The organism is Candidatus Zymogenus saltonus, from assembly GCA_016929395.1.
GTDB lineage: Bacteria > Desulfobacterota > Zymogenia > Zymogenales > Zymogenaceae > Zymogenus > Zymogenus saltonus.
The window spans coordinates 1-26,086 of record JAFGIX010000017.1 but is presented as its reverse complement, the minus strand read 5'-3'; the positions used below and the strand labels follow the sequence as shown (position 1 = coordinate 26,086).

Annotated in this window: 25 protein-coding genes; 11 read left to right on the top strand and 14 right to left on the bottom strand. The window is 53.1% G+C overall.

Features of this window, described 5'->3' with window-relative positions; genetic code table 11:
• Nucleotides 1-115: 115 nt before the first annotated feature.
• The 3 genes from JW984_03415 to JW984_03405 all read left to right on the top strand — a co-directional run bounded on the left by JW984_03415 (nucleotide 116) and on the right by JW984_03405 (nucleotide 2,870).
• Nucleotides 116-1,579 (top strand): trimethylamine methyltransferase family protein, encoded by a 1,464-nt coding sequence (locus JW984_03415; GenBank protein ID MBN1572229.1) that lies wholly within the window; start codon nucleotides 116-118, stop codon nucleotides 1,577-1,579.
• Between the two features lie 181 nt (nucleotides 1,580-1,760).
• Nucleotides 1,761-2,180: a cupin domain-containing protein gene (locus JW984_03410; protein ID MBN1572228.1), complete on the top strand. Its 420-nt coding sequence runs from the start codon at nucleotides 1,761-1,763 to the stop codon at nucleotides 2,178-2,180.
• A gap of 51 nt (nucleotides 2,181-2,231) precedes the next feature.
• Complete coding sequence (locus JW984_03405) at nucleotides 2,232-2,870, top strand: corrinoid protein (protein ID MBN1572227.1); 639 nt, start codon at nucleotides 2,232-2,234, stop codon at nucleotides 2,868-2,870.
• A 106-nt stretch (nucleotides 2,871-2,976) separates the two neighbouring features.
• Here JW984_03405 and JW984_03400 read toward each other — a convergent pair whose 3' ends face one another.
• The 14 genes from JW984_03400 to JW984_03335 all read right to left on the bottom strand — a co-directional run bounded on the left by JW984_03400 (nucleotide 2,977) and on the right by JW984_03335 (nucleotide 16,672).
• Nucleotides 2,977-3,447 (bottom strand): hypothetical protein, encoded by a 471-nt coding sequence (locus JW984_03400; GenBank protein ID MBN1572226.1) that lies wholly within the window; start codon nucleotides 3,445-3,447, stop codon nucleotides 2,977-2,979.
• A 127-nt stretch (nucleotides 3,448-3,574) separates the two neighbouring features.
• Nucleotides 3,575-4,570 carry a hypothetical protein gene (locus JW984_03395; GenBank protein MBN1572225.1) on the bottom strand — a complete coding sequence of 332 codons (996 nt, stop codon included), beginning with the start codon at nucleotides 4,568-4,570 and terminating at the stop codon, nucleotides 3,575-3,577.
• 321 nt (nucleotides 4,571-4,891) lie between these two features.
• Nucleotides 4,892-5,560, bottom strand: coding sequence for an outer membrane lipoprotein carrier protein LolA (locus tag JW984_03390; protein ID MBN1572224.1), 669 nt, complete (start codon nucleotides 5,558-5,560; stop codon nucleotides 4,892-4,894).
• Nucleotides 5,557-6,258 (bottom strand): polysaccharide deacetylase family protein, encoded by a 702-nt coding sequence (locus JW984_03385; GenBank protein ID MBN1572223.1) that lies wholly within the window; start codon nucleotides 6,256-6,258, stop codon nucleotides 5,557-5,559. Before JW984_03385 ends, JW984_03390 begins: the two co-directional genes overlap by 4 nt.
• A 136-nt stretch (nucleotides 6,259-6,394) precedes the next feature.
• A complete protein-coding gene (locus JW984_03380; protein MBN1572222.1) occupies nucleotides 6,395-6,844 on the bottom strand; it encodes a hypothetical protein in 450 nt (149 codons plus the stop codon).
• Between the two features lie 288 nt (nucleotides 6,845-7,132).
• Nucleotides 7,133-8,008: a hypothetical protein gene (locus JW984_03375; GenBank protein MBN1572221.1), complete on the bottom strand. Its 876-nt coding sequence runs from the start codon at nucleotides 8,006-8,008 to the stop codon at nucleotides 7,133-7,135.
• A gap of 327 nt (nucleotides 8,009-8,335) precedes the next feature.
• Complete coding sequence (locus JW984_03370; GenBank protein MBN1572220.1) at nucleotides 8,336-9,688, bottom strand: radical SAM protein; 1,353 nt, start codon at nucleotides 9,686-9,688, stop codon at nucleotides 8,336-8,338.
• Nucleotides 9,689-9,784: 96 nt separating this feature from the next.
• Nucleotides 9,785-10,516, bottom strand: a complete 732-nt coding sequence (locus JW984_03365; protein MBN1572219.1) for a glycosyltransferase family 2 protein — start codon at nucleotides 10,514-10,516, stop codon at nucleotides 9,785-9,787.
• Nucleotides 10,456-11,394 carry a protein translocase subunit SecF gene (secF, locus tag JW984_03360; GenBank protein MBN1572218.1) on the bottom strand — a complete coding sequence of 313 codons (939 nt, stop codon included), beginning with the start codon at nucleotides 11,392-11,394 and terminating at the stop codon, nucleotides 10,456-10,458. The genes JW984_03365 and secF overlap by 61 nt, the downstream gene beginning before the upstream one ends.
• A gap of 12 nt (nucleotides 11,395-11,406) precedes the next feature.
• Nucleotides 11,407-13,032, bottom strand: coding sequence for a protein translocase subunit SecD (secD, locus tag JW984_03355; protein MBN1572217.1), 1,626 nt, complete (start codon nucleotides 13,030-13,032; stop codon nucleotides 11,407-11,409).
• A gap of 274 nt (nucleotides 13,033-13,306) precedes the next feature.
• Nucleotides 13,307-13,636: a preprotein translocase subunit YajC gene (gene yajC / locus JW984_03350; protein ID MBN1572216.1), complete on the bottom strand. Its 330-nt coding sequence runs from the start codon at nucleotides 13,634-13,636 to the stop codon at nucleotides 13,307-13,309.
• On the bottom strand, nucleotides 13,637-14,755 hold the full coding sequence (gene tgt, locus JW984_03345) for a tRNA guanosine(34) transglycosylase Tgt (protein MBN1572215.1): 1,119 nt from the start codon (nucleotides 14,753-14,755) through the stop codon (nucleotides 13,637-13,639).
• A 381-nt stretch (nucleotides 14,756-15,136) separates the two neighbouring features.
• Nucleotides 15,137-16,246, bottom strand: coding sequence for a tRNA preQ1(34) S-adenosylmethionine ribosyltransferase-isomerase QueA (queA, locus tag JW984_03340; GenBank protein ID MBN1572214.1), 1,110 nt, complete (start codon nucleotides 16,244-16,246; stop codon nucleotides 15,137-15,139).
• A gap of 219 nt (nucleotides 16,247-16,465) precedes the next feature.
• Entirely contained in the window at nucleotides 16,466-16,672 is a 207-nt protein-coding gene (locus tag JW984_03335; protein MBN1572213.1) for a DUF2065 domain-containing protein, read from the bottom strand.
• Between the two features lie 802 nt (nucleotides 16,673-17,474).
• On the opposite strand from JW984_03335, the gene JW984_03330 reads away from it, so the two are divergent.
• From JW984_03330 to JW984_03295, 8 genes are all read left to right on the top strand, one after another.
• Nucleotides 17,475-17,915 carry a MerR family transcriptional regulator gene (locus JW984_03330; GenBank protein MBN1572212.1) on the top strand — a complete coding sequence of 147 codons (441 nt, stop codon included), beginning with the start codon at nucleotides 17,475-17,477 and terminating at the stop codon, nucleotides 17,913-17,915.
• Nucleotides 17,912-18,445, top strand: coding sequence for a cob(I)yrinic acid a,c-diamide adenosyltransferase (gene cobO, locus JW984_03325; protein MBN1572211.1), 534 nt, complete (start codon nucleotides 17,912-17,914; stop codon nucleotides 18,443-18,445). The genes JW984_03330 and cobO overlap by 4 nt, the downstream gene beginning before the upstream one ends.
• 211 nt (nucleotides 18,446-18,656) lie before the next feature.
• Entirely contained in the window at nucleotides 18,657-20,357 is a 1,701-nt protein-coding gene (locus tag JW984_03320) for a methylmalonyl-CoA mutase family protein (protein MBN1572210.1), read from the top strand.
• A 43-nt stretch (nucleotides 20,358-20,400) separates the two neighbouring features.
• Nucleotides 20,401-20,808 carry a cobalamin B12-binding domain-containing protein gene (locus JW984_03315; protein MBN1572209.1) on the top strand — a complete coding sequence of 136 codons (408 nt, stop codon included), beginning with the start codon at nucleotides 20,401-20,403 and terminating at the stop codon, nucleotides 20,806-20,808.
• A 361-nt stretch (nucleotides 20,809-21,169) separates the two neighbouring features.
• Entirely contained in the window at nucleotides 21,170-22,381 is a 1,212-nt protein-coding gene (locus JW984_03310; GenBank protein MBN1572208.1) for a thiolase domain-containing protein, read from the top strand.
• An 18-nt stretch (nucleotides 22,382-22,399) separates the two neighbouring features.
• Nucleotides 22,400-23,026, top strand: coding sequence for an OB-fold domain-containing protein (locus JW984_03305; GenBank protein MBN1572207.1), 627 nt, complete (start codon nucleotides 22,400-22,402; stop codon nucleotides 23,024-23,026).
• A gap of 24 nt (nucleotides 23,027-23,050) precedes the next feature.
• Entirely contained in the window at nucleotides 23,051-24,202 is a 1,152-nt protein-coding gene (locus JW984_03300; GenBank protein ID MBN1572206.1) for an acyl-CoA dehydrogenase family protein, read from the top strand.
• Nucleotides 24,203-24,540: 338 nt separating this feature from the next.
• On the top strand, nucleotides 24,541-25,725 hold the full coding sequence (locus tag JW984_03295; protein MBN1572205.1) for an acetyl-CoA C-acetyltransferase: 1,185 nt from the start codon (nucleotides 24,541-24,543) through the stop codon (nucleotides 25,723-25,725).
• Nucleotides 25,726-26,086: the final 361 nt, after the last annotated feature.

Genomic DNA, 26,086 nt, shown 5'->3' with positions numbered 1-26,086 from the left:
ATCATGCTGTAAAAAAAGGGGGCAATGACATCCTATATCGGGTCACTATATTGAGGCAAACGGGAAAAAGACGGCATAAAACGGTTCAATATATAGAAAGCCATGGAGTCAATATATGAAGAGCACGAAATTTCAGGTCCTCAGCGAGGACGAGGTCAAGCGGATTCACGGACTCTCCTTTGAATTGATGGAGGAGGTGGGAATCAAGGTCGAGGTCAAGAAGATGAGGCAGATGCTCGCCGACGCGGGCTGCAAGGTCGACGAGGCCACAAAGATTGTAAAGTTTCCCCAGGGCGTTGTGGAGGACTACCTGAAGAAGGTGCCAAGGGAGTTTGTGGTCTGCGGGGCGGACCCCGATAACGAGTGGGTGGTGAATCCCGACACCCAGATATTCGGCGGGCTCGGCACGGCCATAGGGATGTACGACCTCAAGACCGGGGAGTACCGCCCGACCACCCTTAAGGACACCATCGATCACGTCATACTCTTCGACTATCTCGACAACATAGTCTCCAATCAGATGGACTACTGGCCCCACGACATTCCTATGCAGACAATCCACTCGGAGACGATAAGGGGATGGGCCGAAAACTGCACCAAGTCCTTCGGGATGGGGGCATACGGCGTGATGCCCACCACCGACATGATGGAGATGACGGCAATCGTCATGGGGGGAAAGGAGGCGATCAAGAAGAAGCATCCCTTCATCTCCATCGTGAGCATCCAAAGCCCCCTTTCCACCTCCCAGATCCAGGTCGAGGGGATGATGATACTCGCGGAGCACGGCCAGCCGGTAATCCCGTCTCCCGAGGCGATGGCCGGAACCACGGCGCCCGCAAGCCTTGCGGGGCTTCTGACCCAGCACAACGCCGAGATTCTCTCCCACATCGTCATGACGCAGGTCGTCAATCCCGGAAATCCGGTCCTCTACGGGAGCGTCTCGACGATTGCGGAGATGAGGCGGGGCACCGTCTATTTGGGCGCCGTCGAGACCGGCATGATCAGCGCCGCCAGCGCCCAGCTCGCCCATCACCTCGACATCCCGTGCAGGGTGGTGGCGGGAGCCACCGAATCGAAGACCCTCGACATCCAGTGCGGGGTCGAGAGGGTCAGGTCGATCATGCTCGCGGCGATGTCGGGCGCGAACTACATCACGTGCGTGGGCACCATCGAATCGACCACCGGCGGCTCCCACGAAATCTCGGTGGTCGACGACGAGCTTATAGGGACGGTGAAGAGGGCATTAAGGGGGATCGACGTCGACGACAACACCCTTGCCATGGACGTAATCAGGAGTGTCGGGCCGGACGGAAATTACATCTCCGAGAGACACACCCAGCAGAACTTCAGGAAGGAGCACTTCATCCCGAAGCTCGCGAGCATAGAGAAGAGGGACATCTGGGAGAAGGAGGGGAAGGTCAATATGATCGACATGGCCAGGGAAAAGGCGCTCAATATCCTCGAAAAGCATAAGCCGAGGGACATCGACCCGAAGCTCAAAAAGGAGCTCGATGACTACTGCGAGATGGTAAAGAACCGGTCGCTGGATGAATTCTACGCCGCCGAGTGGGAAGTCTAAAGGCTCACAACTCCCGAAGAGCTTGTCAGGTTGAAAGGGGAGGATGGTAAAAGGGCGGCTTTGAGTTTGTCGCCGTATCGGTGAAGACGGTCGCGGTCGCTTGAGAACCTTTTTTTAAGAAAGCCGGGCCGAGAGAAATCGTAACAAAGGACTTGAAAGGTTTTTCTGTCTCCAGGTCAACATGAGAAGAGGAGGGAAGGTTCAGACGGGGATGAGAATGAGGCGATTCGCAATGTTTTACAATGGAAAGGATATGATTATTAAACACGAAGCAATAAAACCGATCGAATTCGACAAGCTCAAGATAATTGATTATACAGCAGGACAAGAGAATAGCTCCTCTTTTGCTGAGATTACTGTTCCTACCGGTGTCAGTCACAAACTTTCCTGGTCGAATCGGTCAGACAAGTACTATTATGTTGTTAAAGGAAAGGTGAATTTCACCGTAAATGAAGAGTCCAATAACCTTTCTTCCGGTGATGTATGCATCATCCCGAAAGGGAAACGTTTTAGTTACATGAATACGAATTCGAGCGAAGCTATATTGATTTTAGTGCATACACCAAGTTTTAAATTGGAATGCGAAGAATTCGAGGAATAGTGCATAACAAATCACTCAACTTTAGAGTTAAGATATTATAGGGAGCTTCAGATGAAAGACAAAATCCTTGATCAGTTGAAAGATGCGGTAATTGAGATGAACTTCGACGACACGGAGGTGTTGACGAAAAGGGCGCTCGATTTGGAGATAGCCGCTGTCGATATTTTAAATAACTCCCTTGTCCCGGCCCTCGACGAGGTGGGAGAGCTCTTCAGCGAGGGGGAGTATTTCCTCCCGGACGTGCTCCTCTGCGTCAAGGCCTACGAGAACTCCTACAGGCTGCTGGAGCCGAACCTGAAGGAGGGGGAATACAGCACCAGGGGAAAGATAATGCTGGGGACCGTTGCCGGGGACATCCACGACATAGGCAAGAAGATCCTCGCCGCACTCCTCCAGGGGAATGGCTTTGACATAGTCGATCTCGGGGTGGACGTGAGCCCGGAAAAGTTTCTCGAAAAGGCGGAGGAGGTCAATCCTGACATCATCGGGATGTCGGCCATGCTCACCACCACGATGCCCGCCATGAAGGAGGTCATCGACGTCTTTTCCGAGGGGGGAGTGAGGGACAAGTACAAGATAATCGTGGGCGGCGCCCCGTTGAACAAAAAATACTCGGATGAGATAGGCGCGGACGGCTACGGGGAGGACGCCCAGTCTGGAGTTGAATTGGTGAAGTCGCTTCTGAAATAGCGAGAGACGACAATCGCTTGATGCCTCGGAATTCAGTCCCGAAAGCAACAAAAGCCGCCCCCGTCATAAAGGGCGGCTTTTTTGTTTATAGCCCTCAAGTTCGGCCTTAATGCTCTCCGAAAACGGCCCTCCCCGTCATCCCGTTGAGGAGAAATTTCCCTTCCGGATCCTTCTTGAAAATGAACTGCGTTGTTCCGTGACTGACAGACTCCTTGCCTTCATCGACTCCTACCCGACGCTTGTCCCAATGGGTATCGGCGAAAACAAGGCCCTTATCCTCGCTTGAAGAAACCCTGTCCACTTTGATGTTTATTGTGAAATTGTCGTATTTGTCGAATTCGTTGGTGACATCCTCCTCTAAAGCGAGATAGTCTCCATCGTAATCCTTGGAAACCTTGTTCATAAAGGAGGAAATGTCCTCCCTCTCGTAGGTATCGCTGAGAACTCCCAATATCCTCACGACCTCGTCGTAATAGGTTTTGTCGCCGGTCCCCTTCGTCCCTTCCTCGGCCGCTGAAAAGGTCAATGAGGATAAAAGTATGGATAGGGCAAAAATGATCGAGGCTATTTTACGCATATCGAATATCCCTTTTAAGTTTTGGAATAATCGGGATTTTCAGGACGCACAATAAAAAATCCCGTCCCTCTTCCGGCTGATCCGATACCGGGTAAATCTATTTAAGGCTTTCTAGCATTGACATGTATCAGTCGACGGGCTCCGTTTCCGTGCCGGTCTCCGTTTCCGTCTCGGTCTCTGTTCCCGTATCGGTCTCGGTTTCCACGGTTTCTTCACTGGTCCCGGTTTCGCCCGTCCCTTCCTCCTCTCCTACTGTCTTTTCAGGAGGCTTCATTACCGTCTCCTCCTCCCCCTCTACCTTCCCCTCACCCTCCATATCGACCTTAAATCCCTCCTCCTTCTCATACTTCTTCAAATCAGTATCTTTGTAAATATTTGCCTTTTCGAGATTCTTGAGGTCGAAATATGTGGCCGGTTTCAAAGGCTCCTTATTCGCCTCCCTGACCTCTTTCGGAATCGGCCTTATTTGTGACCCCGTGGCGACAATCTCGCCGGGGGGAAGGCCGGCCTTTTCCCAGATCGTCACCCATGCGTCCACGATGTAATTGACCGCGAGGTCGTAATATTGCTCGTCCGTAAGCTCCTTGTCCCAGGTGCCCCTTACGAGAGTTTTCAGATCCTCGGAGAAATCTTCGACCGCGTTGTGTCCGTTGTAGGTAACGGTCAGCCTCTTCTCGTTGACGATATAATCGAGGGGGTAATCGGGGGCGACCCCGATGTACCTCTTCGGCTGAATGGAGTCCGCTATATAGGAAGATGCCAGGCCCATACGACGGGCTACGAGGTCTTCATCGGGAGACCTTTTTGACAGAAGCTCAATAACCGAATTAGATACGAGCTTCGCCTCGTCTGGGGCCGTTCCCCTCTCCCCTTCCGGAACGTAGTAGCTCTTCCTGTAATTGTACCCATAGGCGGTGGGACTTGAAAGGGTGATGTTCAGTTCCAGGGAGCCGTATATCGCAGAGTCTATATGCTGCTTGAGGAAAGTTTTCAGCTCCTTGGGACACAGCGCTATAGCGTCTTTTACCATCTGCGTGTGCACCTCGTTGTCCCAGGCGTAAGAAATCGGGGCAAAAATAATCAAGACAGCGACAGCGATCAGAAATGTTTTTACCCTCATCATTCCTCCTCCCTTTATTTTACGTAAAATTTATACATAAATTTTATAGAATTATATATAAAATATCCAATTATGTCAACACCTTTTTGGGCAAAACCTGTCTAAAAAAGTCTCATTTCCGAAAAAAAGGGGGTAAACGTGAACAGAAAAAGTGAAATCGGGCAAAAAAAAACGAAAAGACGGGGCTTTCTCTACTCAAACAATCTAAATATGATCGGAACAGGTTTTAAGGGAGGCGAAGAAAGAGGCTTTCACTAAAAAAGTGAAGGGGAATCAACGCATGGAGGAGTTCAATATCGAATATCCTGTAGAACCATTTACATCTCACTTGCCCGAGCCGACCTCCTCGACCACAACCCCCTTCGGGAGCACCAGTTTGAAGGTCTTTTTATCCACAGGGCCGTTTATCACAACGTTCTTAAAATCGAAGGCTGTAACATCTTCGGCGGAGAAGTGGATTACAGTGGATATGGGGGTAAAGTCCTTCCTTATGGTAATGACGATCTTTTCAAATCGATCGCCCCCCCCTCTTTCCTTGGGAATCAGCGTTAGCGTTCTTTTGTCCCCCGCCTTCGTCAAGGCCACGTCAAACTTCTCCTTAAGTCCCTTTTGATCCGCCGTCCCGCCGAGGCCGAAGGTCATAGCCTGGGGGTAATTCTCGTCCTTACCCAGGTGAATTACCTTTGCCCTGTTGTTTTCCTTGAAGTAGATCGTAACGACCCCCGGCTTTACGGCCATCACGGTCTCCTCGGGGGGATCGTAGCGCCATATCATCGTCCCCGGCCTCTTGTAGGCGAAACTCCCCTTTGATACTATCTCGGCATCGAAGAGGGGGAGCCTCTTTTTCTGGGTGAAATTGCAGACCATCGTATCCACCTCAGCCCAGAACGCCTCCATCCCCTTTAAGAGGTCGTCGACCTCATCGGTATTGCCCGCGGCCGCGGGAGCGGCTGCGAAAAGGAGCAAAAGGACAGAAACCAAGATCTTCTTCATTTTTCTTCTCCCGTATCGAAGAGCCCGTCCAGAGTCACCGGCCTGAGACCCCTCTCCTTCAATCCCGACAGAATATCGGGAAGGGCGTCGACGGTCGGCGATCGATCGATGGGCCTTTCTCTCAGAGTGGAAGAGTCGTGGAGGAGGATGATCGATCCGTTTCTGACCCTTTTAAGCACGGAAGAGGCGATCTTCTCCGGGTCGGTGTAGAACGTGTCCCAACCCTTGATGTGCCATCCCACGACGGCAAGGCCGAGTCTCTTCGCCGCCCAGAAGGTGGACGGCGTCTTGTATCCCATTGGCGGACGGTACCAAGGGAACGAAGTCCCCGCCGTGTCCGTAATCGCCCTCCGGCACCCCTCGATTTCCTTCATCTGCCTTGCCGTCCTCATAAGGCCCAGAAGATGTACGTGGGACATCGAGTGATTCCCGATACAATGGCCCTCGCCGACTATTCTCTTAACCGTATCCGGATTTTCTATGACCTTTTCCCCCACCAGGAAGAAGGTCGCCCTCACATTGTACTCTTTCAAGACATCAAGGACCATCGGCGTGAATTTCGGGTGGGGGCCGTCGTCGAACGTGAGCGCTACACGGGGCCGGCCCCTGTCTCCCCCGGTCAAGGCCCGATAAAAGAATGGGACCTGAACCACAAATATCGACAGGGAAAACCAGGCAAGGAGGATGAAAAGGAACACAGCCCCAACGACATGGAAAAGGGTCATTGGGGCCGGGAGCAAGACAAACAGGACAAATGCCGCCGTCCCTATTATGAGAATAGCTATATAAAACAAGATAGGAACTAATTTAAATAGTGGTTTCTCAACCTAAAAATCAGTAGATCTCCAGGGCTATTTTAAAATAGGAAGCCTCGTGGTATCTCCTGTTGACGGGGCCGAAGATGATTGTCCCCTCATGTCTCTCTCCGGCGTCGATTTCGCCGGGGTGCGTATACGACTCGGCCGTAATCAGATTGTTCTTTTTGTCGAAGAGCGCAACGGCTATACCGTAGTCCACCTCGTGGTACGCATCGTTGTAGACAACGAAATTCATGTAAGGCCCGCTTGTCGGGTTTATCCCGAAGGTGCCCCCGGTGGTCTTGGTATCGTTGAAAAACCTGAGCTCCTTTACCGAAATGCCCTCAACGCTCAGATTGATCGTAATCCACTTCTCCAGAGCGAAGGTATGGGTCTGGGACGCCGTCCGCTGCGCATAAGCGTTAACGGCCGTAACGAGGGCGATCGACAGTATAAACAGTAAAAGCAAAATCTTCTTTAATTTCATAATATCTCTCCTGATCCAAAGTTTTGAAATTCCTATATTAGTGTCAAAATAATGGATTTTTATAAAAAATTCAAGCCAAAAACTTTAAAAAGTAGGCCGCCGTCGTTCCGTGCGTGCTTACCCGCGCCGTATCGTAAATGGAAAAGATGTGCGGCCTTCTTGGTTACACATTTTGGTATTTTTTAACCGCCGATGGTAAAGAGCGGCCTCCCAACCCTTGGATTTTTGCGGCCACGGCAGAAGAAGAGAGGCTAATTTCATCCCCCGACGTACCCGTTTAGATGCTTCTTAAAATTTCGGGATGACAAAATTGCCGATCCCGTCCACAATCCACCCCTCTCCGACCTCTGTGTCAAAGACCTCTGGGTTCAGCGTCTTGTTCAGCTCGACATTCTTTAGGCCGATCTTGATCTCGCCCTCCTTTTCACTCCCTCCCGTATTTTTTATGGAAACGAGGGTTGGGACGGGAACACCGTCGATCTCGGCATATTCGAGATATGTGATCCGAACCGCCTCCACCCCGTCCATGAAAAACAGCCTCTCCATGGGTCTCATCTTTTCCCTGTCCACAACCAGCTTCTCGGAGATCTCCCACCTCTCCTCAACCCTCTCGAGCCCGTAGATAGTGCTTACGGCACCCTGGTGCTCGACGAAAAAGATCTCGCCCTTTGGGATCGAAAACGGTGTTATAAGAAGGGTGTTGTTCAGCGGCCCCGCCTTCATCTCGCTTACACTCCCCACATAGGCCCTTCCCTGCTGGGGGAGATAGAAGATCACCTTGTCCCCGTTTCTGACTGCCGCAAAAAATATCATCCCCAGAGGGCCCACGTATGAAAAGCTCATCTTGTCCGGAGGGGCGAAGGCCACATACCCGCTCATGCTGTTTTCCGATTTGCCCTCCGCGTTCAGGACACGGATTGTCATTACACCCTTTATATTTTCGACCTTTGCCCCGGCGGTTTTCAGGGCCTCAAGCATCTCCTCCGCGCTCAGATACGGCGGAATATCGGATGTGGGTTTAGCCACCTTGAGGGTGCACGAGGTGAAAAAGAGGGCGAGTACTGTAAATAAAATAAAAGCCCGAAAACCCCGGGCCTTTCTTTCACCGCCCTTTATCAAAGACAACTCGACGGGCCCAAGGCCCGACTCAGAAAAAATGCTCATATTTAGAAAATATCTCCGTTAAAAGAACAAAATAAATAGGAGGAGACGATCCCCCTTTAGCATATTTAGAAAAGTTGTATGGTTTATCGGTTAAAATTTAATTTCATTCCCGCTATACCTAAACAGCGACTCCCATCAACTCCCATCCCCCCCGCCCCCCAATCTTCACTCCCTAAAACGTCATCCCCCAATCATCTCTCCTTGCCACCTCCCAATCCTCCAACCATCATCCTCCCCCTGACCCCCAAATCATAATTATCGCCCAGCCCCCCAATTATCACCCAACTCCCCCAACAATCATTCCCAACCCCCACCTTGCCCAGTGATTTATGGGTGATCATACCCCTCCCATGCCTTCTCGGCGAATTCGGCGTATTCCAGGGCGTAGCTGTCCAGAAAATCAGCTATCTCCGATACGATATTATCGGCACCCTTGTGCGTAAAGTATACCCCGTCCATTGAAGAGGCCTCCCTTAATACCTCGGGATGGTCTATAATCATGCAGGGTCTTAAGAGGTTTGGGTTATTTCTCTGGGTTTCCCTGATGAACTTGAAGAGGTCGCAGTTCAGGGCCTCCTTCAGGGTCGTGTTGTTAATGTTGTGGCTGGCGATGTGGGCGAAGACACAGGGCTCCACGTCCCCCTTGGAGTTTATGTGGAAGTATTTTCTGCCGGCGGCGATACAACCCCCCACGACCGGCCCGTCGTTCCAGAAGTCGGCCGCGAGGATCGGCTTGGTGTTCCTTACGTGGAGCACCCACCTCCTTAGGTTGTCCCTCTGCTCTGGGGTGGGGACGAGCTCGAGGTTCGGCTCCCTCCCGATCGGGATGTAAGAGAAGTACCACCCCACGGTACATCCCACATCGATCATGTGGTCTATGAAGGGCTCGCTCGTTATGAAGGAGGCGTTTAGCCTGGTCTGGGTCGAGGAAAAGCCGAACAGGACCCCCTCCTCCCTCAAGAGCCTCATCGCTTCCATGACCTTTTTGTAGTGTCCCTTCCCCCTTCTTTTGTCGGTCTCCTCCTCGAAGCCCTCGATGCTTATGGCGGGAAGGATGTTTCCCGCCCTCGCTATCCTCTTGACGAGGTCCTTATCAAGGAGCCCCCCGTGGGTGTAGACCTGAAAGGCGACGTCGTGGTGCTTTTCAAAGAGGTCCATCAGGTCCTTTCTGAAGAAAGGCTCCCCGCCCGACACAACGGCGAAGAACATTCCGATCTCCTTCCCCTCGTTGAGGATCCGGTCGAGGGTCTTGAAAGACAGCTCCTCGCTCCTGTCGTAACTGCCGGCGTAACAGCCGAAGCAGTTGAGATTGCACCTCATCGTGGGGGAGAGGACCATAAGGCCGGGGGGATAGAAGCCCCCTGGGGTCTCGGAAAACTCCTTTCTGCGGTTGCTCCCGATCAAGAGCTGGTTTATTATGAAGGCCTTGACCAGACGCTTCCTGTGGCGGGGGTGCGTCTCCTTAAGGACCTTCTTTAAGACGATAAAGCTCGGATGACCGCTCTCGAAAAGCTCCCTTATCCTCCTTATGGCCCTTTTATAGTGATCCCTCTTCGTGATCTTCTCCATCCAGTAGGTGGTGTTTATAAGACCCCTGTCGGAGAACTTGGACAGAACACCTATCCCGTGGTGGATGGTCTGAACGAGAACGAACCTTCTTATTTCATCGTAAATTGACATGTCAGAAATCAACCTCTGTAGTTATTCCCGATTTTATTACGATTTGGGACTACGGTCAAGGAAAAATACTTATTTAAGAACAATTATTATTATATTTTAGGCCGTTCCACGCTTCCAAAAAAGACTTCTGAGATAAACTATGGATATGAGGTATGTGTCAACAACGGGCCTGAAATAGGTTTTTTGGTCCTCGGCGTAGATTGCCTTGATCGGCACGAAGGCGAAGTCGAAACCCGCCTTTCCTCCCTTTATTATCGCCTCGGCCTCGGTATCGTATTTGGAGGTGGTGAGATTTATCGCCTTCAAGAGCCTCGCCGAATATATGCGCATTCCGGATTGGCTGTCCTCGATATCTCTTCCCGAGGCGTTCGAGAGGAAAAAGTTTCCGACGAGGTTAGGAACAAGGCGGTATCTCGGGATATCCTTTTTCGACGCCATCCTCGATCCGATGACGATCCCGAAGCCTCCCTCCCGATATTTTTCGATCAATGGGGGAATATCCCCTGGATCGTGCTGGAGGTCGGCGTCCATGGTGAGGATCGCCCCGTAACCCCCCTCCATCAGCGCTGCGAATCCCGTCTTTAGAGCCTCCCCCTTTCCCCGGCGGGCCTTGTGATTTACCACAACGGCGCCGGATTCTGCGGCGGCCTCTTCGGTCTTGTCCGTCGAGCCGTCGTTCACGACAACGACGTGAGGAACATATTCTTTTATTCCGTCAACGACCCTTCCAACGGTGTCCTCCGAGTTGTAGGCCGGAATAAGAGCCGCTATCTCCTCTTTCGCCTCCCTTTTTGGAGCGGGCTTTTCTGCGGAAACAGTTTGTTCCATATCAAGACCACCGGGGATGCAATGTATATTGTTGAGTAAGTACCTATTACGATTCCCACGATCAGGGCAAAGGCAAAATCGTGAATAACGCCGCCGCCAAAAAAGTAGAGGGCCAAGACCGCTAGGAGAGTCATGCCCGAAGTCATGATGGTCCTAGAGAGGGTCTCGTTTATGCTCTCATTCATCACCTCGTCCTCCGGTGTCTTCCTCGCCTTTCTCATGTTTTCCCTGACCCTGTCGAAGACGACGATCGTGTCGTTGATCGAATACCCTATTACCGTGAGGATCGCCGCCACAATGGGAAGGGAGACTTCGAGGTTGAGGATGGAGAACGCCCCCAGGGTGATAGTGGCATCGTGGACCAACGCAATGACGGCCCCCAGGGCGTATCTAAACTCAAATCTCACCGAAACGTATATGAGTATCCCGACAACGGCGAGAAGGACGGCGTAGAGCCCCTTCTTCTTCAGGTCTTCCCCCACCTTGGGGCCGACCATCTCCACCCGGCGCAGATCCACTGAGCCGAACCCGAATTTTTTGTCCATATTCTCCTTCACCTTTTCAGAGAGGGTGGTGATATCCATCTCGGTCCTCACGACGCGAATGATATACTCGTTTTCCTCCCCTTCCTTGAAGTTCTGGACTATGGCTTCTTTAAGCCCCATCTTTAAAAGGACGTTCTTCACATCCTTAATGCCCACCGCCTTGTTGAATTTGACTTGAATGAGGCTTCCTCCGGCGAAATCTATTCCGTAGTTCGGCCCTCCGTGAAGAATTAGGGAGCCTACGCTGACAGCAATCAGGATCAGAGAGAAGAGGTACGCATATCTTCTTTTTCCGATGAAATCTATCTTGGTTCCCGGCTTTATCAGTTCCATTTTGTTCCTCCTCTATACGCTCAGTCTCTTAATCCTGAAGCGGGAAGTTACCAAATCGAATATGGTTCTCGAAACGAATATGGCGGTAAAGAGGCTTGTAAGGATACCGATGCTCAAGGTTACCGCAAACCCCTTTACCGGCCCCGTCCCGAACTGAAACAGGACCAGCGCCGCGATGAGGGTCGTCACGTTGGCGTCCATAATCGTGAGGAAGGCCTTGGAATAGCCCCCCTCCAGCGCGGCCCTCGGGGTCTTTCCGAGCCTCAGCTCCTCCCTGACCCTCTCGAAGACGAGTACGTTTGCGTCCACTGCCATGCCGATGGTAAGGGCAATTCCCGCGATTCCGGGAAGGGTCAGCGTCGCCTGGAGGGCGCTCATAACGGCCAGGATTATTATCATGTTTAAAAACAGCGCCAGGTCGGCCACAAGCCCGGAGGCCCCGTAGTAGAGGACCATGGCTATGATAACGAGGGCGCTGCCGATCAAAGTCGCCATAAAGCCCTTTCTTATCGAGTCCTCCCCCAGGGAGGGACCCACGGTCCTCTCCTCGTGTACTGTGATCTTTGCGGGGAGGGCGCCGGCCCTCAAGACAATCGCCAGCTCGCTCGCCTCCTCTTTGGTGAAGCTCCCTTCGATGATGGCGGAACCGCCCGAGATCTTCGTCTTAATTACCGGGGCGGAATAGACGGAGTTGTCCAGGATGATGGCGAGGTTCCTCCCCACGTTGTCGCCGGATATTTTCTCAAAGAGTGCCTCCCCCCTCGAATCGAAATTCATCGCCACGTGGGGATACCCCCTCCCCGATGAGCTTATGCTGATGTTCGCGTCGGTGATCACCTCTCCGGTCATAAGGGTCTTCTTTTCGATTAGGTAGGGTTTGGTCTCCAGCAGCTCCCCCGTGTCCCTGTCTTTTATCTTTTGATACAAGATCTCCGATCCCTCCGGCACGTTTCCCTTCAAGGCTTCGGCGAGGTCGTTCTTATCATCCACCAGCTTGAACTCCAGAAGCGCCACCTTCTTGATAAGGGACTTGGCCTTTTCGGCGTCGGCCAGGCCCGGAAGCTGAACGAGGATGTCGTAGTCACCCTGCCGCACGATCTCCGGTTCGGCCAGGCCCAGCTCGTCCACCCTGTTTCTGATAGTCTCCAGGGTCTGGTCCACCGTCCTGTCCTTGAAGGCCAGAAGATCCTTCTCCCTGTATTTATAGGTTACCTCGAATTCACCCCCCAGCGTGGAGGTCTCGACAATCTCGAAGAACCTGTAGGTCTTGTTGATATACGCCTTCAGGTCGTCCTGTTTTTCCGGGTCTGTCAGCACGATGCGGATGCCGTCCGTTCCGTGTCTCTCCACGTGACGGTACGGGATCTCTTCCTTGTCGAGATAAGTCTTTATCTCGACGGTCATCCTGTCCATCGTGTTGATCAGCGATTCCTCCAGGTCGACGCCGAGAAGCATGTGCATCCCCCCCTCGAGGTCGAGCCCCCGGTTCAGGGTCTTCGTGGGGAGTATCTTGGCCTTCTTCCAGAAATCGGGCACCTTCCCGCCCCCATCAAAGAAGAAGGTGGGGGTCAGGTACACGACGGATACCAAGACCACCACGACAATAATCGCAATCCTGATATTCAAATCCTTTATCATCTTTTACTCCTGAGGGGAATCTTCCATCGACAGATCAGTCCCGATTATCGATTTGAAAAATTGCCCCTAATATCACCCGCGATATTACAATACTAATATTTTGGTGACATCAACATTCAGCAAATAGATATCTCCTTTTTCCATTGCTGAAGAGGTTTGACCTTTCCAGTTGCTTCCTATATACCAAGCGACGAGTTGGACGAAACAGACGGCGGAATGAAATAATTCCCTTTCTCCCTCGGCCCATGACGCCCCCGCCGCTGAAATCGGCCTATCAGTTTATGGGCTGCCCCTCCTTCTTTACCGCCGCTATCGACGACTTCGTGACCTTTATCCTGATGTTGTTGGCGATCTCGACCGTGGCGATATTATCAGCAACCCCAGTTACGGTTCCGTGGATTCCCCCCGCGGTGATGACGTTGTCTCCCTTTTTCAGCTCGTTTACCATGCCCTGATGCTCCTTCTGGCGTTTCTGCTGCGGCCTGATGAGGAGGAAATAGAAGACAACAAAGATGAGTATTATCGGCGCGAACTGGATAAGGGCGTTCCCGCCCTCAGCCCCCTCCTTCTGTGCAAGGGCGAAAAAAATTTCCAAGGGTACCATTTACAAATCTCCCTCTATTCTGTTAAAAAAATCCCTCTTAAATGACAAAAACCTATCACCATAAATAGCCTCCCTGATTCCCCTTATGACGGAGAAGTAGAAGTGGAGGTTATGCAGGGTGTTCAATATTGACGAGAGAATCTCCCCCGCCATGAAAAGATGCCTGAGGTACGCCCGGGAGAAATTCCTGCAGGTGTAACACGTGCAGTCGTCGTCCACTGGGGCACCGTCATCCTTGTACCTTTCGTTTTTTATTATAACCTTCCCCTTCGACGTGAAGAGGGTGCCGTTTCTGGCGTTTCTCGTGGGCATCACACAGTCGAACATGTCCGCGCCCATTCCAGACAAATTGACCAAATCTTCCGGCGTGCCCACGCCCATGATGTAGCGGGGCTTTTCCTCGGGCAGAAGCGACAGGGCTATTTCCACCATCTCGTACATCAGCCCCTTCGACTCCCCCACCGAGAGCCCCCCCACGGCGTATCCGGGAAAGCCGATATCCACGGTCCCCGCAGCCGACTCCCGCCTCAAATCCTCGTACATCCCCCCCTGAACGATGCCGAAGAGCGCCTGCCTGTCTTTATTCCCGTCCTTCGCCCCCTTCGACCTCTCGGCCCACCTCAACGTCAACTCCATAGACCTCCTCGTGTCCTCGTAGGAGGATGGGTAGGAGGTGCACTCGTCGAGGCACATTATGATGTCCGCCCCGAGCGACTCCTGTATCGAGACCGCTCCCTCCGGGGTGAGGACGTGGGTCGAGCCGTCAAGGTGCGACTGGAACTTTACCCCCTCCTCAGAGAGCTTCCTCAGCTCCCCCAGGCTGTAGACCTGAAATCCCCCGCTGTCGGTCAAGATCGGCCGGTCCCAGCCCATGAACCTGTGAAGCCCCCCGAGCCTCTCTATCACTTCGTGCCCCGGCCTCAGGTAAAGGTGATACGTATTTGAAAGAACTATCTCGGCCCCCAGTTCACGGAGGCGGTCGGGACTCATCCCCTTGACCGTCGCCTGGGTGCCGACAGGCATAAAGACCGGCGTCTTGACTAGGCCGTGGGGCGTCTCAAGCTCCCCGATGCGGGCGCCGCACTCGCCGCTCCTATGAGTTATCCTGTAAGAGAACATCGGCCCCACTTGCCGTATCTCGCCGCACCCCGACACATATCTATATTTAAAATCCTCTATTCTCTCTCCCCCTCCACCCCAAATAACCACCTTACTATATAACTCTATTAATTAAAAAACGGCCCAACAAAAAAACACTTCATTCGCCAAAAATACTCCGCCCGACCCCAGCCAAAATATCCGCCACCCCCCCAAAAAAATCGCCTGTTTCCCACAACCCCGATCAGGTGTCTAAAATATTAATCCGACTGATCTTTAATATTGTTCAGTTAATATATTGAGCATTTCAAAATATCCTGCCCGCCACCCCCCCTGAAAACATCCAGCACCCCTCCCCCGATAAACATCCGGCCCCCCCTAAAATTATTGACCAACCCCACGTTAGATGATCAGCATCGCGTCGCCGTAGCTGTAGAACCTGTACCCTTTCTCTATCGCTTCCCTGTAGGCCCTTAGGATCATCTCGCTTCCCGAGACTCCAGGGGCCTCGCAAAATACGGAGACCAGAACGACCAAGGTCGACCGGGGTAGGTGAAAATTAGTCAGAAGAACGTCCACGACCCTGAACCTGTAACCCGGCGTTATGAACAGCGACGTCACATCCCTCCCTGCCTTAACCTCCCCATTCTCATTAACAGCACTCTCCAGCCCCCTTACGGTCGTCGTGCCTACGGCGACGACCCTCCGCCCCTCCGCCCTCGCCCTGTTTACGGCCTCGGCCGTCCCGCAGCTTATCTCGTATTCCTCCCCGTGCATGACGTGGTCTTCCAGCCTTGAAGACCTTATGGGGAGAAACGTCCCCAGGCCCACGTGGAGGGTGATCTTCGCAAACTCGACCCCTTGCCCCTCCAATTCCGCGATGGCCCCCTCGTCGAAGTGGAGCCCCGCCGTGGGCGCCGCCACCGATCCGGGCGGCCCGGCGTACACCGTCTGGTAACGCCTGCGGTCCAGCTCCTCTATATCATCGCTCCCAACTTTCCCCTCACCTCCCGCTCCGTTGCCGGATCGCTTTATATAGGGCGGCAGGGGCGTCCTCCCCCACCTTTCGAGATATTCAAACAAAGCCCCCCTGTCCTCCCCGACCCCCCCCGCAAGAGACACCCAATACCCCCCGCCAAAGCCGTCCCCTCCCTCTTCCTCCCCCCTACCCAGCACGACCACCTCGGCCCCGCCCGGCAGCAGCAGCTTAGTCCCTCTCCTCACCCTCTTCCCGTAGATCAAACAGCGGTAGCCACGATAACTCTTCTCACCCTTCCCCAGACCGTTACCCCCATCGCCGAGAAACAACAGCCTCACCCTACCCCCCGTGACCTTCCGGCCGTGAACAACCGCCGGCACGACCCGGCTGTCGTTGACGACAACGAGGTCCCCTTTCTTAAGAAACTTCCCTATATCCGAAAACGAATAATGACCCACCCCGCTCCTCCCTTGCCTGTCCAGCACCATCAGCCTCGATCCCCCCCTAGTCTCGGCGGGCACCTGGGCTATCATCCCATCGGGAAGATCATATCCATATTCAAAGGCAGAAGTCAAAGTCAGAACTCTCCAAACCGCCCTCTTCCCCGTCCCCTCAACGCTTACCCTTAAAAATCCGACGATAATACAGTAAACTTATTGATAAAAGCACATTTTCAAGGAAATGTCAAGGTGATTGTTTGATATTTGTGGCATCCATCAATCATGACAAACCAAATACTGCAATATCGCCCCCTAACCCAGCACCCTGCTGCCCAAATAGATAAATAAAAGGCCCAATACGAGGGCGATAAATCCGAATATCCGAAGCACCCTGTCGGGGAGCTTCAGCGCCTCAATCATCAAACGCTTTACGAGATGGGGAAAGGCAAAATAGGGAATCCCCTCAATGATGAACATAAGGCCCAGGGCGACTATGATCAGCTTGTAATCCAAATCCATATACAGCCTTTCAAATAAATATCTATGGCCAAAGAAAACATCATCCTCTCCCAACACCATATCACCGATCACAAATAATATAAAGGATTTTGTCCGTCGGATGCGGCTCATAAATCGAAAAAACAACACCCCGTCGCCTACAAAAAAGGAAGTTGATTGAAGAGTCAATCAACTTTTTTCTTGACAACACCACCCTTTCTTGATAAATACCTTACATGTGTTTGCCAGTTTACGTAACGTGGCAGGGAGGGGGGGTCGGGAAATTGTTCCCGCACAAGGAGAGGGGGTCGGAAAATAATTAACTGCGGAACGGGGGGATCGGGAAAATATCCTTGCACAAAGGGGGAGCGAAAAGATCTTCGCGATGATTGGGAAGTGGGGGATCGGGGAAATAATTAACTGCGGGGCGGGGGGGAGCAGGGGCAAAGAGGGAGGCAAGATTTTCGCACGGATTAGGTCAAGGTTGGCAGGGAAATTTCTCCCACACAAGAAGGGGGCGAAAATACTTTCGCGCGAACTTTGGGAAGAGGGGGTCGGGAAATTACTCCCGCACACGGAAGAGGCTGTAAAAGGGGGGGGCCGAGGGGGGGTGAACGCTGCCGGTAAAGTGGGACAAACACTATTTGGGAGGGGGACGGGAAAGCGTGCCTGTATAAGGGAAGAGGCCGTTAAAAGAGGGGGGCGGTATCTACAGTGATAACGGGCGATGGACGGATTGCCCAAGTTTTACTAATTTTAAAAAATCCCCGCGGAACAATAAGAGAGTTTTTAGCATTAAAGGATCAGAAAGGGGACCTTATAGATGGCCGAAAAATCTGCGGCCGGTGTTATAAAAGAGGGCGGCGACGAGGAGTCGAAAAACAACCACATGTCGATAAGCGAGCTCTCCGAGAGGCTCGACATCTCCCCCAGGACTATTCGCTACTACGAGGAGATCGGCCTCATGGATCAGGTAAAGAGGAAGGAGGGAGGAAAAAGGATCTACTCGGAGAGCGACTTCAGGAGGCTGAGGTTCATCAAAAAACTCAAGCTGCTGGGCCTGACCCTCGCCGAGATGCAGGAGCTCAACGCCATCTACAAGATCCACAGGAAGAACTCCAAGGTGTTCCCCCGCATCATCGAGCTCTTCGACTACCACAGTAGGGAGATCGATCACAGGATAGAAGAATTGAAGCTCTTAAAAACCGAGGTCGAGGAATTCCAGCAGAGAATGCGCGAGAAGCTCGAAAAGGAAGGGGAATGAAAAAGCCAAGGCGTGGGCTTGTCCAGGTATACACCGGTAACGGAAAGGGAAAGACAACGGCGGCGCTGGGCCTTGCGTTTCGGGCAAGCGGCCACGGCCTGAAGACCTATATAGTGCAGTTTATGAAGGGCGATATCTACTACGGCGAGCTCGGAGCGGCCGAAAAGATGCCGGAGACGATCACCATAAGGCAGATGGGACGACCCGACTTCGTCGATAAGAAGAATCCCGCCCAAATCGACATAGAGATGGCGGAGAAGGCGTTGAAGCTCGCGAAAGAGCTGATAACGAGCGGCGACTATGACCTCGTTGTCCTAGACGAGATCAACGTCGCCCTCGACTTCGGCCTGATAAGGCTCGATGATGTCTTGGAGCTTATCAATAAAAAGCCCCCCGAAGTCGAGCTTATCCTCACGGGGAGATACGCCCCGAAAGAGATAATCGAGATGGCCGACCTCGTAACCGAGATGGTAGAGGTAAAACACCCCTATAACGCCGGGGTCGAGGCGAGAGTGGGGATAGAGAGATAGTCTCGGGGCCGGGAAAGATGTCAGGGGGGAAGATCGGGATTCGTTTATAGTGAACGGCCGGGGGACAAGTGGATGGCCGGGGGTCGTGCAAATTGTTGGTGGACGGCATATAGGGAACACAATATACAATATATATTATGGCGTTTTAAAATATAGGGGTAAAATTAACGGTATCCAATAAATATCACCTTCTGTTGGTCGGGAGGACATTATGGCGGTAAACAAAAAAGAGGACAAGGAAAAGGGCGATCCCAATGTAATCGCCCGGGAGAAGGCCCGCTGGGAAGAGGAAGTCTTGAACAAATTCGTTCAAAAAAATCCCGAAAGGCCCGAAAGATTCACAACGGTAAGCGACGCCGAGATAGATCGGCTCTACGGCCCCTGGGACCTTCCCGATTTCGACTACCTGCGGGACCTCGGATTCCCGGGGGAGTACCCCTTCACGAGGGGGGTGTATCCGACGATGTACAGGGGGCGCCTCTGGACGATGCGCCAATTTGCCGGCTTCTCCACGGCAAAGGAGACCAACGAACGGTACAAATACCTCCTCTCCCACGGAACCACGGGGCTGTCCGTCGCATTTCATATGCCCACAATCATGGGGATATGCTCCTCGGACACCCGCTCGATGGGGGAGGTGGGAAAGTGCGGCGTCGCGATAGATACCCTGGCCGACATGGAAGATCTCTTTAACGGCATCCCTCTGGACAAGGTCACAACGTCCATGACCACAAACGCCCCCGCCTCTATTCTCCTTTGCATGTATATCGCCGTGGCGGAAAAGCAGGGGATCTCGTCAAGCAAGATCGGGGGGACGATACAGAACGACATCCTGAAGGAGTACATCGCCCAGAAATCTTGGATATTCCCGCCCAGGGAGTCGATGAGGATCATAACCGACCTGTTGGCCTTTGCCAAGGACAAGGTGCCCCGCTGGAACACGATATCGATCTCCGGCTACCACATCCGGGAGGCGGGCTCCACCGCCGTCCAGGAACTGGCCTTCACCCTGGCCGACGGGATAGGCTACGTCAACGCCGCCCTCAAGGCCGGCCTTACCGTCGACGAGTTCGCCCCAAGGCTCTCATACTTCTTCAACTCCCACAACGACTTCTTCGAGGAGGTGGCAAAGTTCAGGGCTGCCAGGAGGATGTGGGCGAAGATCATGAAGGAGCGCTTCAATCCAAAAGACCCCAGGTCGATGATGCTTCGCTTCCACACCCAGACCGCAGGATGCTCGCTGGCCGCTCAGCAGCCGATGAATAATATAATCAGGACAACGATCCAGGCCCTGGCGGCGGTCATGGGGGGAACCCAGTCGCTACATACAAACTCGCTTGACGAGACCCTCTCTCTCCCCACCGAGGAAGCCGTAACCATCGCCCTGAGAACGCAGCAGATAATAGCCGACGAGAGCGGAGTCACAAACACCACCGATCCCCTCGGCGGTTCGTACTTTGTAGAGGCGCTGACCAACAGGATGGAAGAGCAGGCCTTTGACTACATAAACAAGATCGACGAGATGGGCGGGATAATCTCCGCCATAGAGAACGGTTTCCCCCAAAGAGAGATAGCGGACGCCGCATACCACTATCAGAGGCAGCTGGAGAGGGGAGAAAAGATCATGGTGGGCGTCAACAAATACGTCATGGAAGAAGATAGCGAGATAGACACCCTCGTGATAGACGAATCGGTGGAGAGGGAGCAGAAACAGCGCCTGAACGAGGTTATAAAAAAGCGGGACAACGCAAAGGTAAAGGAGGAGCTGGCAAAGCTCAAGAAGGCCGCCGAGGGAACGGAAAACGTCATGCCCCACATCCTCGAATCCGTAAAGGCCTACGCCACCCTTCAGGAGATGACCGGCACCCTAAAGGAGGTCTTCGGGGAGTACAAAGATCCGGGGTATATATAAACGGTGGAGAAAAATCCGCCGTTTTTTTCAGGAGGTCATGTAATTGAAAGATGATAGAAAACTCAGGATATTAATAGGGAAACCGGGCCTCGACGGGCACGACAGGGGCGTCAAGGTGGTCGCCAGGGCCCTTCGGGACGCCGGGATGGAGGTGATCTACACCGGCCTTCACCAGACCCCGGAGATGATAGTCTCCGCCGCAGTGCAGGAGGACGTGGACGGCGTGGGGCTCTCGATCCTCTCCGGCGCACACAATCACCTCTTTTCCGAGGTGATCAGGCTCTTGAAGGAGGAGGGCGCCGACGACATCACGGTCTTCGGCGGCGGGATAATCCCGGACGACGATATTATGAAGCTGAAGGAGATGGGTGTCGGCGCGATCTTCACACCCGGCGACGATACGGACAAGATAGTCGAGTGGATAAGGGGAAACGTAAGGCCCAGGGGATGAAACCTGAAGGCCCCAAAGACAAAAGGGCGTCAATTGGACAGTTATAGTTATATCATTTAGTTATGGGCACTGATAAAATACTTGCTCAATATATTGGGGCCTTGAAATCCACAGTATGAGGTCGATCCCGGAATTTGTTAATATGCGGAAATTAAGGGCCGGGAGTGGGGAATGGGGAAAGGAAGGGGGGAGGGAGGGGAACCGGGCCTTAAGACGGTTTCCCAGTCGTTTAGGGCGAGGCGAGTAATGCTTTGGTCTTTTTCAACGCTGAATTATTTCTCATCGCGCAACTCGAAATGACTGAGAGATACAGTTATAAGATGATTAGGAAAAACAGAAGTTCTATTAGAGGAGGATTTTTATGAGCGACAGAAGGGTTTTCGTTCTGGGCGGCGGTATTTCCAAGATGGCCGCCGAGCGCCCGGACGGCAATATCAGGGACTGGGTTGTCGAGGCGGCCATGGAAGCCGTTAAAGACGCGGGAGTAGAGATAGCCGACATCGAACACGCAACCACGAGCTACTTCTCCGACCACTTCGACAAGCAGTTGAAACAGGGGGCGATCTTTCACGACTGCATCGGCATGTGCCCGAAGCCGAACGTCAGGGTCGAGGGCGGCGGCGGCACGGGGGGACTCGCCATCAGGAACGCCTACGCCTACATCAAGGCGGGCCTCTGCGATTCCATGATAGTGTACGGGTCGGAGAACATGGGACGCCACGTCCCGTCGGACGTTGCCCAGCAGTTCATCGCCCTGGCGTCCGACACCGACTGGGAGGTTCAGGTGGCGGGATTCTACATCGCATACTACGCGCTGATGATGCTTTCCCATATGGAAAAGTACGGCACCAAGGAGGAGCAGTTTGCGCTGGCCAGCGTAAAGAACCACAGAAACGCGATGTACAACGAGTACGCCCAGAGCCCCATGAAGATCACTGTGGACGACGTGATGAACTCGCCCCTTATCACTTCACCCTATAAGATTCTGGACAACTGTCTCCTCTCGGATGGCGCGTCCTGTCTTATCTTTGCCACCGAGGAATGGGCAAAGACGCACTCCACATCGTGGTACAGAAAGCCGAGGATCGAGCTTGTGGGCACCGGCTCCGGGACCGACTACATGCGCCTTGCCGACAGGCCGTTCCCGTATCCAGGCATCACCCACTTCAGGGCGAAGAAGTTCGCCTCCGAGCAGGCCTACAAGATGGCGGGCATCAAAAACCCGGCCAAGGAGCTTGACTGCTTCGAGGTCCACGACGCCTACTCCGGCGTTGAGCTTGTAAGCTGTGAGGATTTGAGACTCTGCGGATACGGTCAGAGCGGAAAGCTCTACGAGGAGGGCTACTTCGACATCGGCGGCGAGATTCCGATAAACACCTCCGGTGGCCTTATCGGCATGGGACACCCGGTGGGCGCCACGGGGATAAATCAGGGCATAGAAGTACTCACCCAGTTAAGGGAAGAGGCCCACCCCCAGCGTCAGGTCAAGCTCACCAACGGCCAGGGGGGGATGGACTCCCACGGCGGCACGGGAACTTACGTGGCGGTCAACATTTTCCGTCGTGTCGACTAAAAGAGAGGAGATAATAAGATGGCAAAGAACGTTTTTCAAGATCCCGAAAAGACCCTTTACCCTAAGCTTCCAAAGATAGAAGACATCGATCCGAAGGATAGGGGGATGGTCAAAACCAAACTACAGGTCTTCACGGCGGACGATCCTATCGGCCCAAAACTGAGCTACAATCCGATCAACAGGGAGGATCAGGACCCGTGGAAGGACTTCCGCGAGATCATGCGGATCGAGTGGAATATGGAAATAACCTACAGACACAGCCTGGGCAAGTACTCCAAGTTCTTCATCGAGCTGGAAAACAAGAAGTTTTTCGCGACCGAGTGCCCCAAGTGCGGCTTTGTCTGGGCAATCCCCAGGCCCGTGTGTCCCGATTGTCTCGAGATATGCAAATGGAAGGAGCTTCCCGGCACCGGAACCCTCGTCAGCTTCTCGGTGAGCGAGTTCGTTCCGGGCTTCATGGATGTCGAGACCCCCTACGTGCTCGCCATGGTCAAGATGGACGGGGCGGACAGCCTCTTTACGCACCAGCTGAGAAACTGGGGAACGGAAAGGACGAAGATAAAGACGGGGATGCCGGTAAAGGTGGTCTACACTAAAGAGCCGGTGATTCATCCGATGCTCCTTATGTGGTATGAGCCTGCATAGCAAACAGATTTGAGATAGATAATCATGCTAAATTACGAACTTTCAGAAGAACAAAATATCCTCAGAAACACGGTCAGGGAATTTGCCCAAGAGGTAATAAAGCCTAAGGCCGAGGAGCTCGACGAAAAGGGCCATTTCTCGATAGAGATCACAAAACAGATGGCGGAGCTCGGGCTGTTCGGGATGTTCGTCTCGGAGAAATACGGCGGCTCTAATGCGGGGTATATTTCCTATATCATAGCCGTAGAGGAGCTCGCCCGGGTGGATGGCTCACAGGCCGCCACCGTGGCGGCGGGCAACTCCCTCGGGATCGGCCCAATCTACTACTTCGGAAACGAAAAGCAAAAAAAGGATTGGCTCCCGCAGCTCTGCGGCGGCGAGATTCTGGCTTCATTCGGACTGACGGAGCCTAACGCGGGATCGGACGCCGGGGCATCGAAGACCAGCGCCGTCCTCAAGGACGGCAATTGGGTCATCAACGGCTCCAAGATATTCATAACGAACTCCACGTCCGAGATGGCCGGCGTAACCATCGTCCAGACCGTTACCGGAACAACGCCCCACGGCAAAAAGGAGATCTCCTGCATCCTCGTCCCATCGGACACGCCCGGCTTCAAAAAGGTCAAGATGACCAACAAGATGATGTGGAGGGCGTCCGACACCGGAGAGCTCTACTTCGACGACGTTACCGTCCCAAAGGAAAACCTCCTCGGAAACAAGGGCGAGGGATTCAAGCAGATGCTCTCGACGCTCGACGGCGGAAGGCTCTCCATCGCCGCGATGGGCTTAGGCGGCGCCCAGGGCGCCTTCGAGGAGGCCCTTAAATACGCAAAGGAGAGGGAGCAGTTCGGCCAGCCGATTGGGAAATTCCAGATCAACGCCTTCAAGCTTGCAGATATGGCGATGGAAATCGAGGCCGCGAGGAACATGCTCTACAAGGCATGCTGGCTGAGAGAAGAGGGAAAGGACTTCAGCAAGCTCGCCGCAATGGCCAAGCTCTACTGCAGCGAGGTTATGAGAAGGGTCGCCACCGAGGCCGTTCAGATTCACGGCGGATACGGGCTGATGAAGGAGTATCCGGTCGAGAGGTTCTTCCGTGACCAGAAGCTCCTTGAGATCGGCGAGGGGACAAGCGAGGTTCAGAGGATAGTTATATCGAGGCACCTGGGGCTCTGATAGTCGGCCACCCTGCTTCGGTCAACCGGTCAACATATCAAACGGGCAAACGGGTTTTAATTTGTAAGGGGGCCGTCGGTCAATAGTAACGGCGGGAGTGGGCTCAAGGTCGTGGAAGGGGGATGAAGATCGTCCTTACATATCAAAAGAGGAGATGAGGGGGGGGTGTATCTCCCCCTCATTTTAATATTGGGGAGTATGGGATCATATCGGCAAATAGTTTTTTAGTTTGACTTAATCAAATTACCTTGATATTTAATCAAAAAAATATTTCGATATAGTATAGAGTGAACAAAATTGTTTAATCAAGGAGCTGAATTGAAAAAGGGAGGTCTTTTATGAGAGATATTGTAATAGTCTCGGCCGTCCGAACCCCAGTGGGATCTTTCGGGGGCGGCCTCAAAGATCAGGGAGCGATAAAGATCGGGATCATAGTCGTAAAAGAGGCTATTAAAAGGGCGGGGATAAGTCCCGCCGATATCGACGAGGTGATCTTCGGCTGCGTCCTGCAGGCCGGCCAGGGACAGAACGTCGCCAGACAGGTCGCGATGGGAAGCGGTATCCCGAAGGAGGTCCCGGCCATGACAATAAACAAGGTCTGCGCCTCGGGGCTTCGCTCGGTATCCCTCGCCGCACAGGTAATCAAGGCGGGAGACGCCGAGATCGTCCTTGCGGGAGGAACGGAAAACATGACCGACGCCCCCTTCGCCCTGAGAAACGCCCGCTGGGGCTACCGCATGGGCGACGGCGACATTGTGGACATCATGATACACGACGGGCTCTGGGAGATATTCAACGGCTATCACATGGGGATAACCGCGGAGAACATTGCGGAGCAGTGGAAGCTGACGAGAGAGGAGCAGGACGAGTTCGGCCTCGAAAGCCAGCTTAGGGCTGAAAGGGCGATAAAGGAGGGCAAGTTCAAGGACGAGATCGTGCCGGTGGAGATCCCCCAGAAGAAGGGCGATCCGAAAATCTTCGACACCGATGAACACCCCCGCCTTGGCTCGACAATGGATGGACTTCAGAAACTAAAGCCCGCCTTCAAAAAGGACGGCACGGTAACGGCCGGAAACGCCTCCGGAATAAACGACGGGGCGGCCGCCCTCATCGTCATGAGCGCGGAAAAGGCAAAGGAGCTCAACATCACCCCGATGGCCAAGATCGTATCGTACGCCTCCCACGGCGTGGATCCGTCCATCATGGGGACCGGCCCGATCCCGGCCACGAGGAAGGCGTTGGAGAAGGCGGGGCTCAAGATCGAGGACATGGACCTCATCGAGGCGAACGAGGCCTTCGCGTCCCAGTCCCTGGCGGTCATAAAGGACCTCGGCATGGAGGGGATGAAGGACATAATCAACGTTAAGGGCGGGGCCATTGCCCTGGGCCACCCGATCGGCGCCTCCGGGGCGAGGATACTCACCACACTCCTCTACGCCATGAAGGAGAGGAATGCTAAGAGGGGGCTTGCAACTTTATGCATCGGCGGCGGCCAGGGCGCGGCGATTATCGTGGAGATGTAAAGAAGCTATAACCATTTTTTAAAACGGTGGGTTAGTGCCCGCCGTTTTTTTCTTTATATTTTTTCGATAGTTTTTTCCCAAAAAGCTCTATCTGCTCGATTATATTTATATATTCTTTCTTTTTCTAGAGTCTTCTTCAGGCATTCTAAATAAAATCCAAAAGATAAATCGAAGATATAATTTCTTTTTCGATTTACTAAATCAACTTTTTTTACAATACTTCCATGTACAATTTTATTTCTTAAATTACGAAATTCATATGCCCACCATTCTCTAAACTGTAAAAGTCAAGCACCTTCCGTACAGTATGTCCTCTCGGGGCCGCCGATTTAGGCGGCTTCCTTTGGTATCTCGTTTCTTT

Excerpts from the sequence above, each read along its gene's own strand:
- JW984_03415 (MBN1572229.1), top strand. The coding sequence starts at position 116 with ATGAAGAGCACGAAATTTCAGGTCCTCAGCGAGGACGAGGTCAAGCGG.
- JW984_03410 (MBN1572228.1), top strand. The coding sequence starts at position 1,761 with ATGAGAAGAGGAGGGAAGGTTCAGACGGGGATGAGAATGAGGCGATTC.
- JW984_03405 (MBN1572227.1), top strand. The coding sequence starts at position 2,232 with ATGAAAGACAAAATCCTTGATCAGTTGAAAGATGCGGTAATTGAGATG.
- JW984_03400 (MBN1572226.1), bottom strand. The coding sequence starts at position 3,447 with ATGCGTAAAATAGCCTCGATCATTTTTGCCCTATCCATACTTTTATCC.
- JW984_03395 (MBN1572225.1), bottom strand. The coding sequence starts at position 4,570 with ATGATGAGGGTAAAAACATTTCTGATCGCTGTCGCTGTCTTGATTATT.
- JW984_03390 (MBN1572224.1), bottom strand. The coding sequence starts at position 5,560 with ATGAAGAAGATCTTGGTTTCTGTCCTTTTGCTCCTTTTCGCAGCCGCT.
- JW984_03380 (MBN1572222.1), bottom strand. The coding sequence starts at position 6,844 with ATGAAATTAAAGAAGATTTTGCTTTTACTGTTTATACTGTCGATCGCC.
- JW984_03375 (MBN1572221.1), bottom strand. The coding sequence starts at position 8,008 with ATGAGCATTTTTTCTGAGTCGGGCCTTGGGCCCGTCGAGTTGTCTTTG.
- JW984_03370 (MBN1572220.1), bottom strand. The coding sequence starts at position 9,688 with ATGTCAATTTACGATGAAATAAGAAGGTTCGTTCTCGTTCAGACCATC.
- JW984_03365 (MBN1572219.1), bottom strand. The coding sequence starts at position 10,516 with ATGGAACAAACTGTTTCCGCAGAAAAGCCCGCTCCAAAAAGGGAGGCG.
- secF (MBN1572218.1), bottom strand. The coding sequence starts at position 11,394 with ATGGAACTGATAAAGCCGGGAACCAAGATAGATTTCATCGGAAAAAGA.
- secD (MBN1572217.1), bottom strand. The coding sequence starts at position 13,032 with ATGATAAAGGATTTGAATATCAGGATTGCGATTATTGTCGTGGTGGTC.
- yajC (MBN1572216.1), bottom strand. The coding sequence starts at position 13,636 with ATGGTACCCTTGGAAATTTTTTTCGCCCTTGCACAGAAGGAGGGGGCT.
- tgt (MBN1572215.1), bottom strand. The coding sequence starts at position 14,755 with ATGTTCTCTTACAGGATAACTCATAGGAGCGGCGAGTGCGGCGCCCGC.
- queA (MBN1572214.1), bottom strand. The coding sequence starts at position 16,246 with ATGATAGCCCAGGTGCCCGCCGAGACTAGGGGGGGATCGAGGCTGATG.
- JW984_03335 (MBN1572213.1), bottom strand. The coding sequence starts at position 16,672 with ATGGATTTGGATTACAAGCTGATCATAGTCGCCCTGGGCCTTATGTTC.
- JW984_03330 (MBN1572212.1), top strand. The coding sequence starts at position 17,475 with ATGGCCGAAAAATCTGCGGCCGGTGTTATAAAAGAGGGCGGCGACGAG.
- cobO (MBN1572211.1), top strand. The coding sequence starts at position 17,912 with ATGAAAAAGCCAAGGCGTGGGCTTGTCCAGGTATACACCGGTAACGGA.
- JW984_03320 (MBN1572210.1), top strand. The coding sequence starts at position 18,657 with ATGGCGGTAAACAAAAAAGAGGACAAGGAAAAGGGCGATCCCAATGTA.
- JW984_03310 (MBN1572208.1), top strand. The coding sequence starts at position 21,170 with ATGAGCGACAGAAGGGTTTTCGTTCTGGGCGGCGGTATTTCCAAGATG.
- JW984_03305 (MBN1572207.1), top strand. The coding sequence starts at position 22,400 with ATGGCAAAGAACGTTTTTCAAGATCCCGAAAAGACCCTTTACCCTAAG.
- JW984_03300 (MBN1572206.1), top strand. The coding sequence starts at position 23,051 with ATGCTAAATTACGAACTTTCAGAAGAACAAAATATCCTCAGAAACACG.
- JW984_03295 (MBN1572205.1), top strand. The coding sequence starts at position 24,541 with ATGAGAGATATTGTAATAGTCTCGGCCGTCCGAACCCCAGTGGGATCT.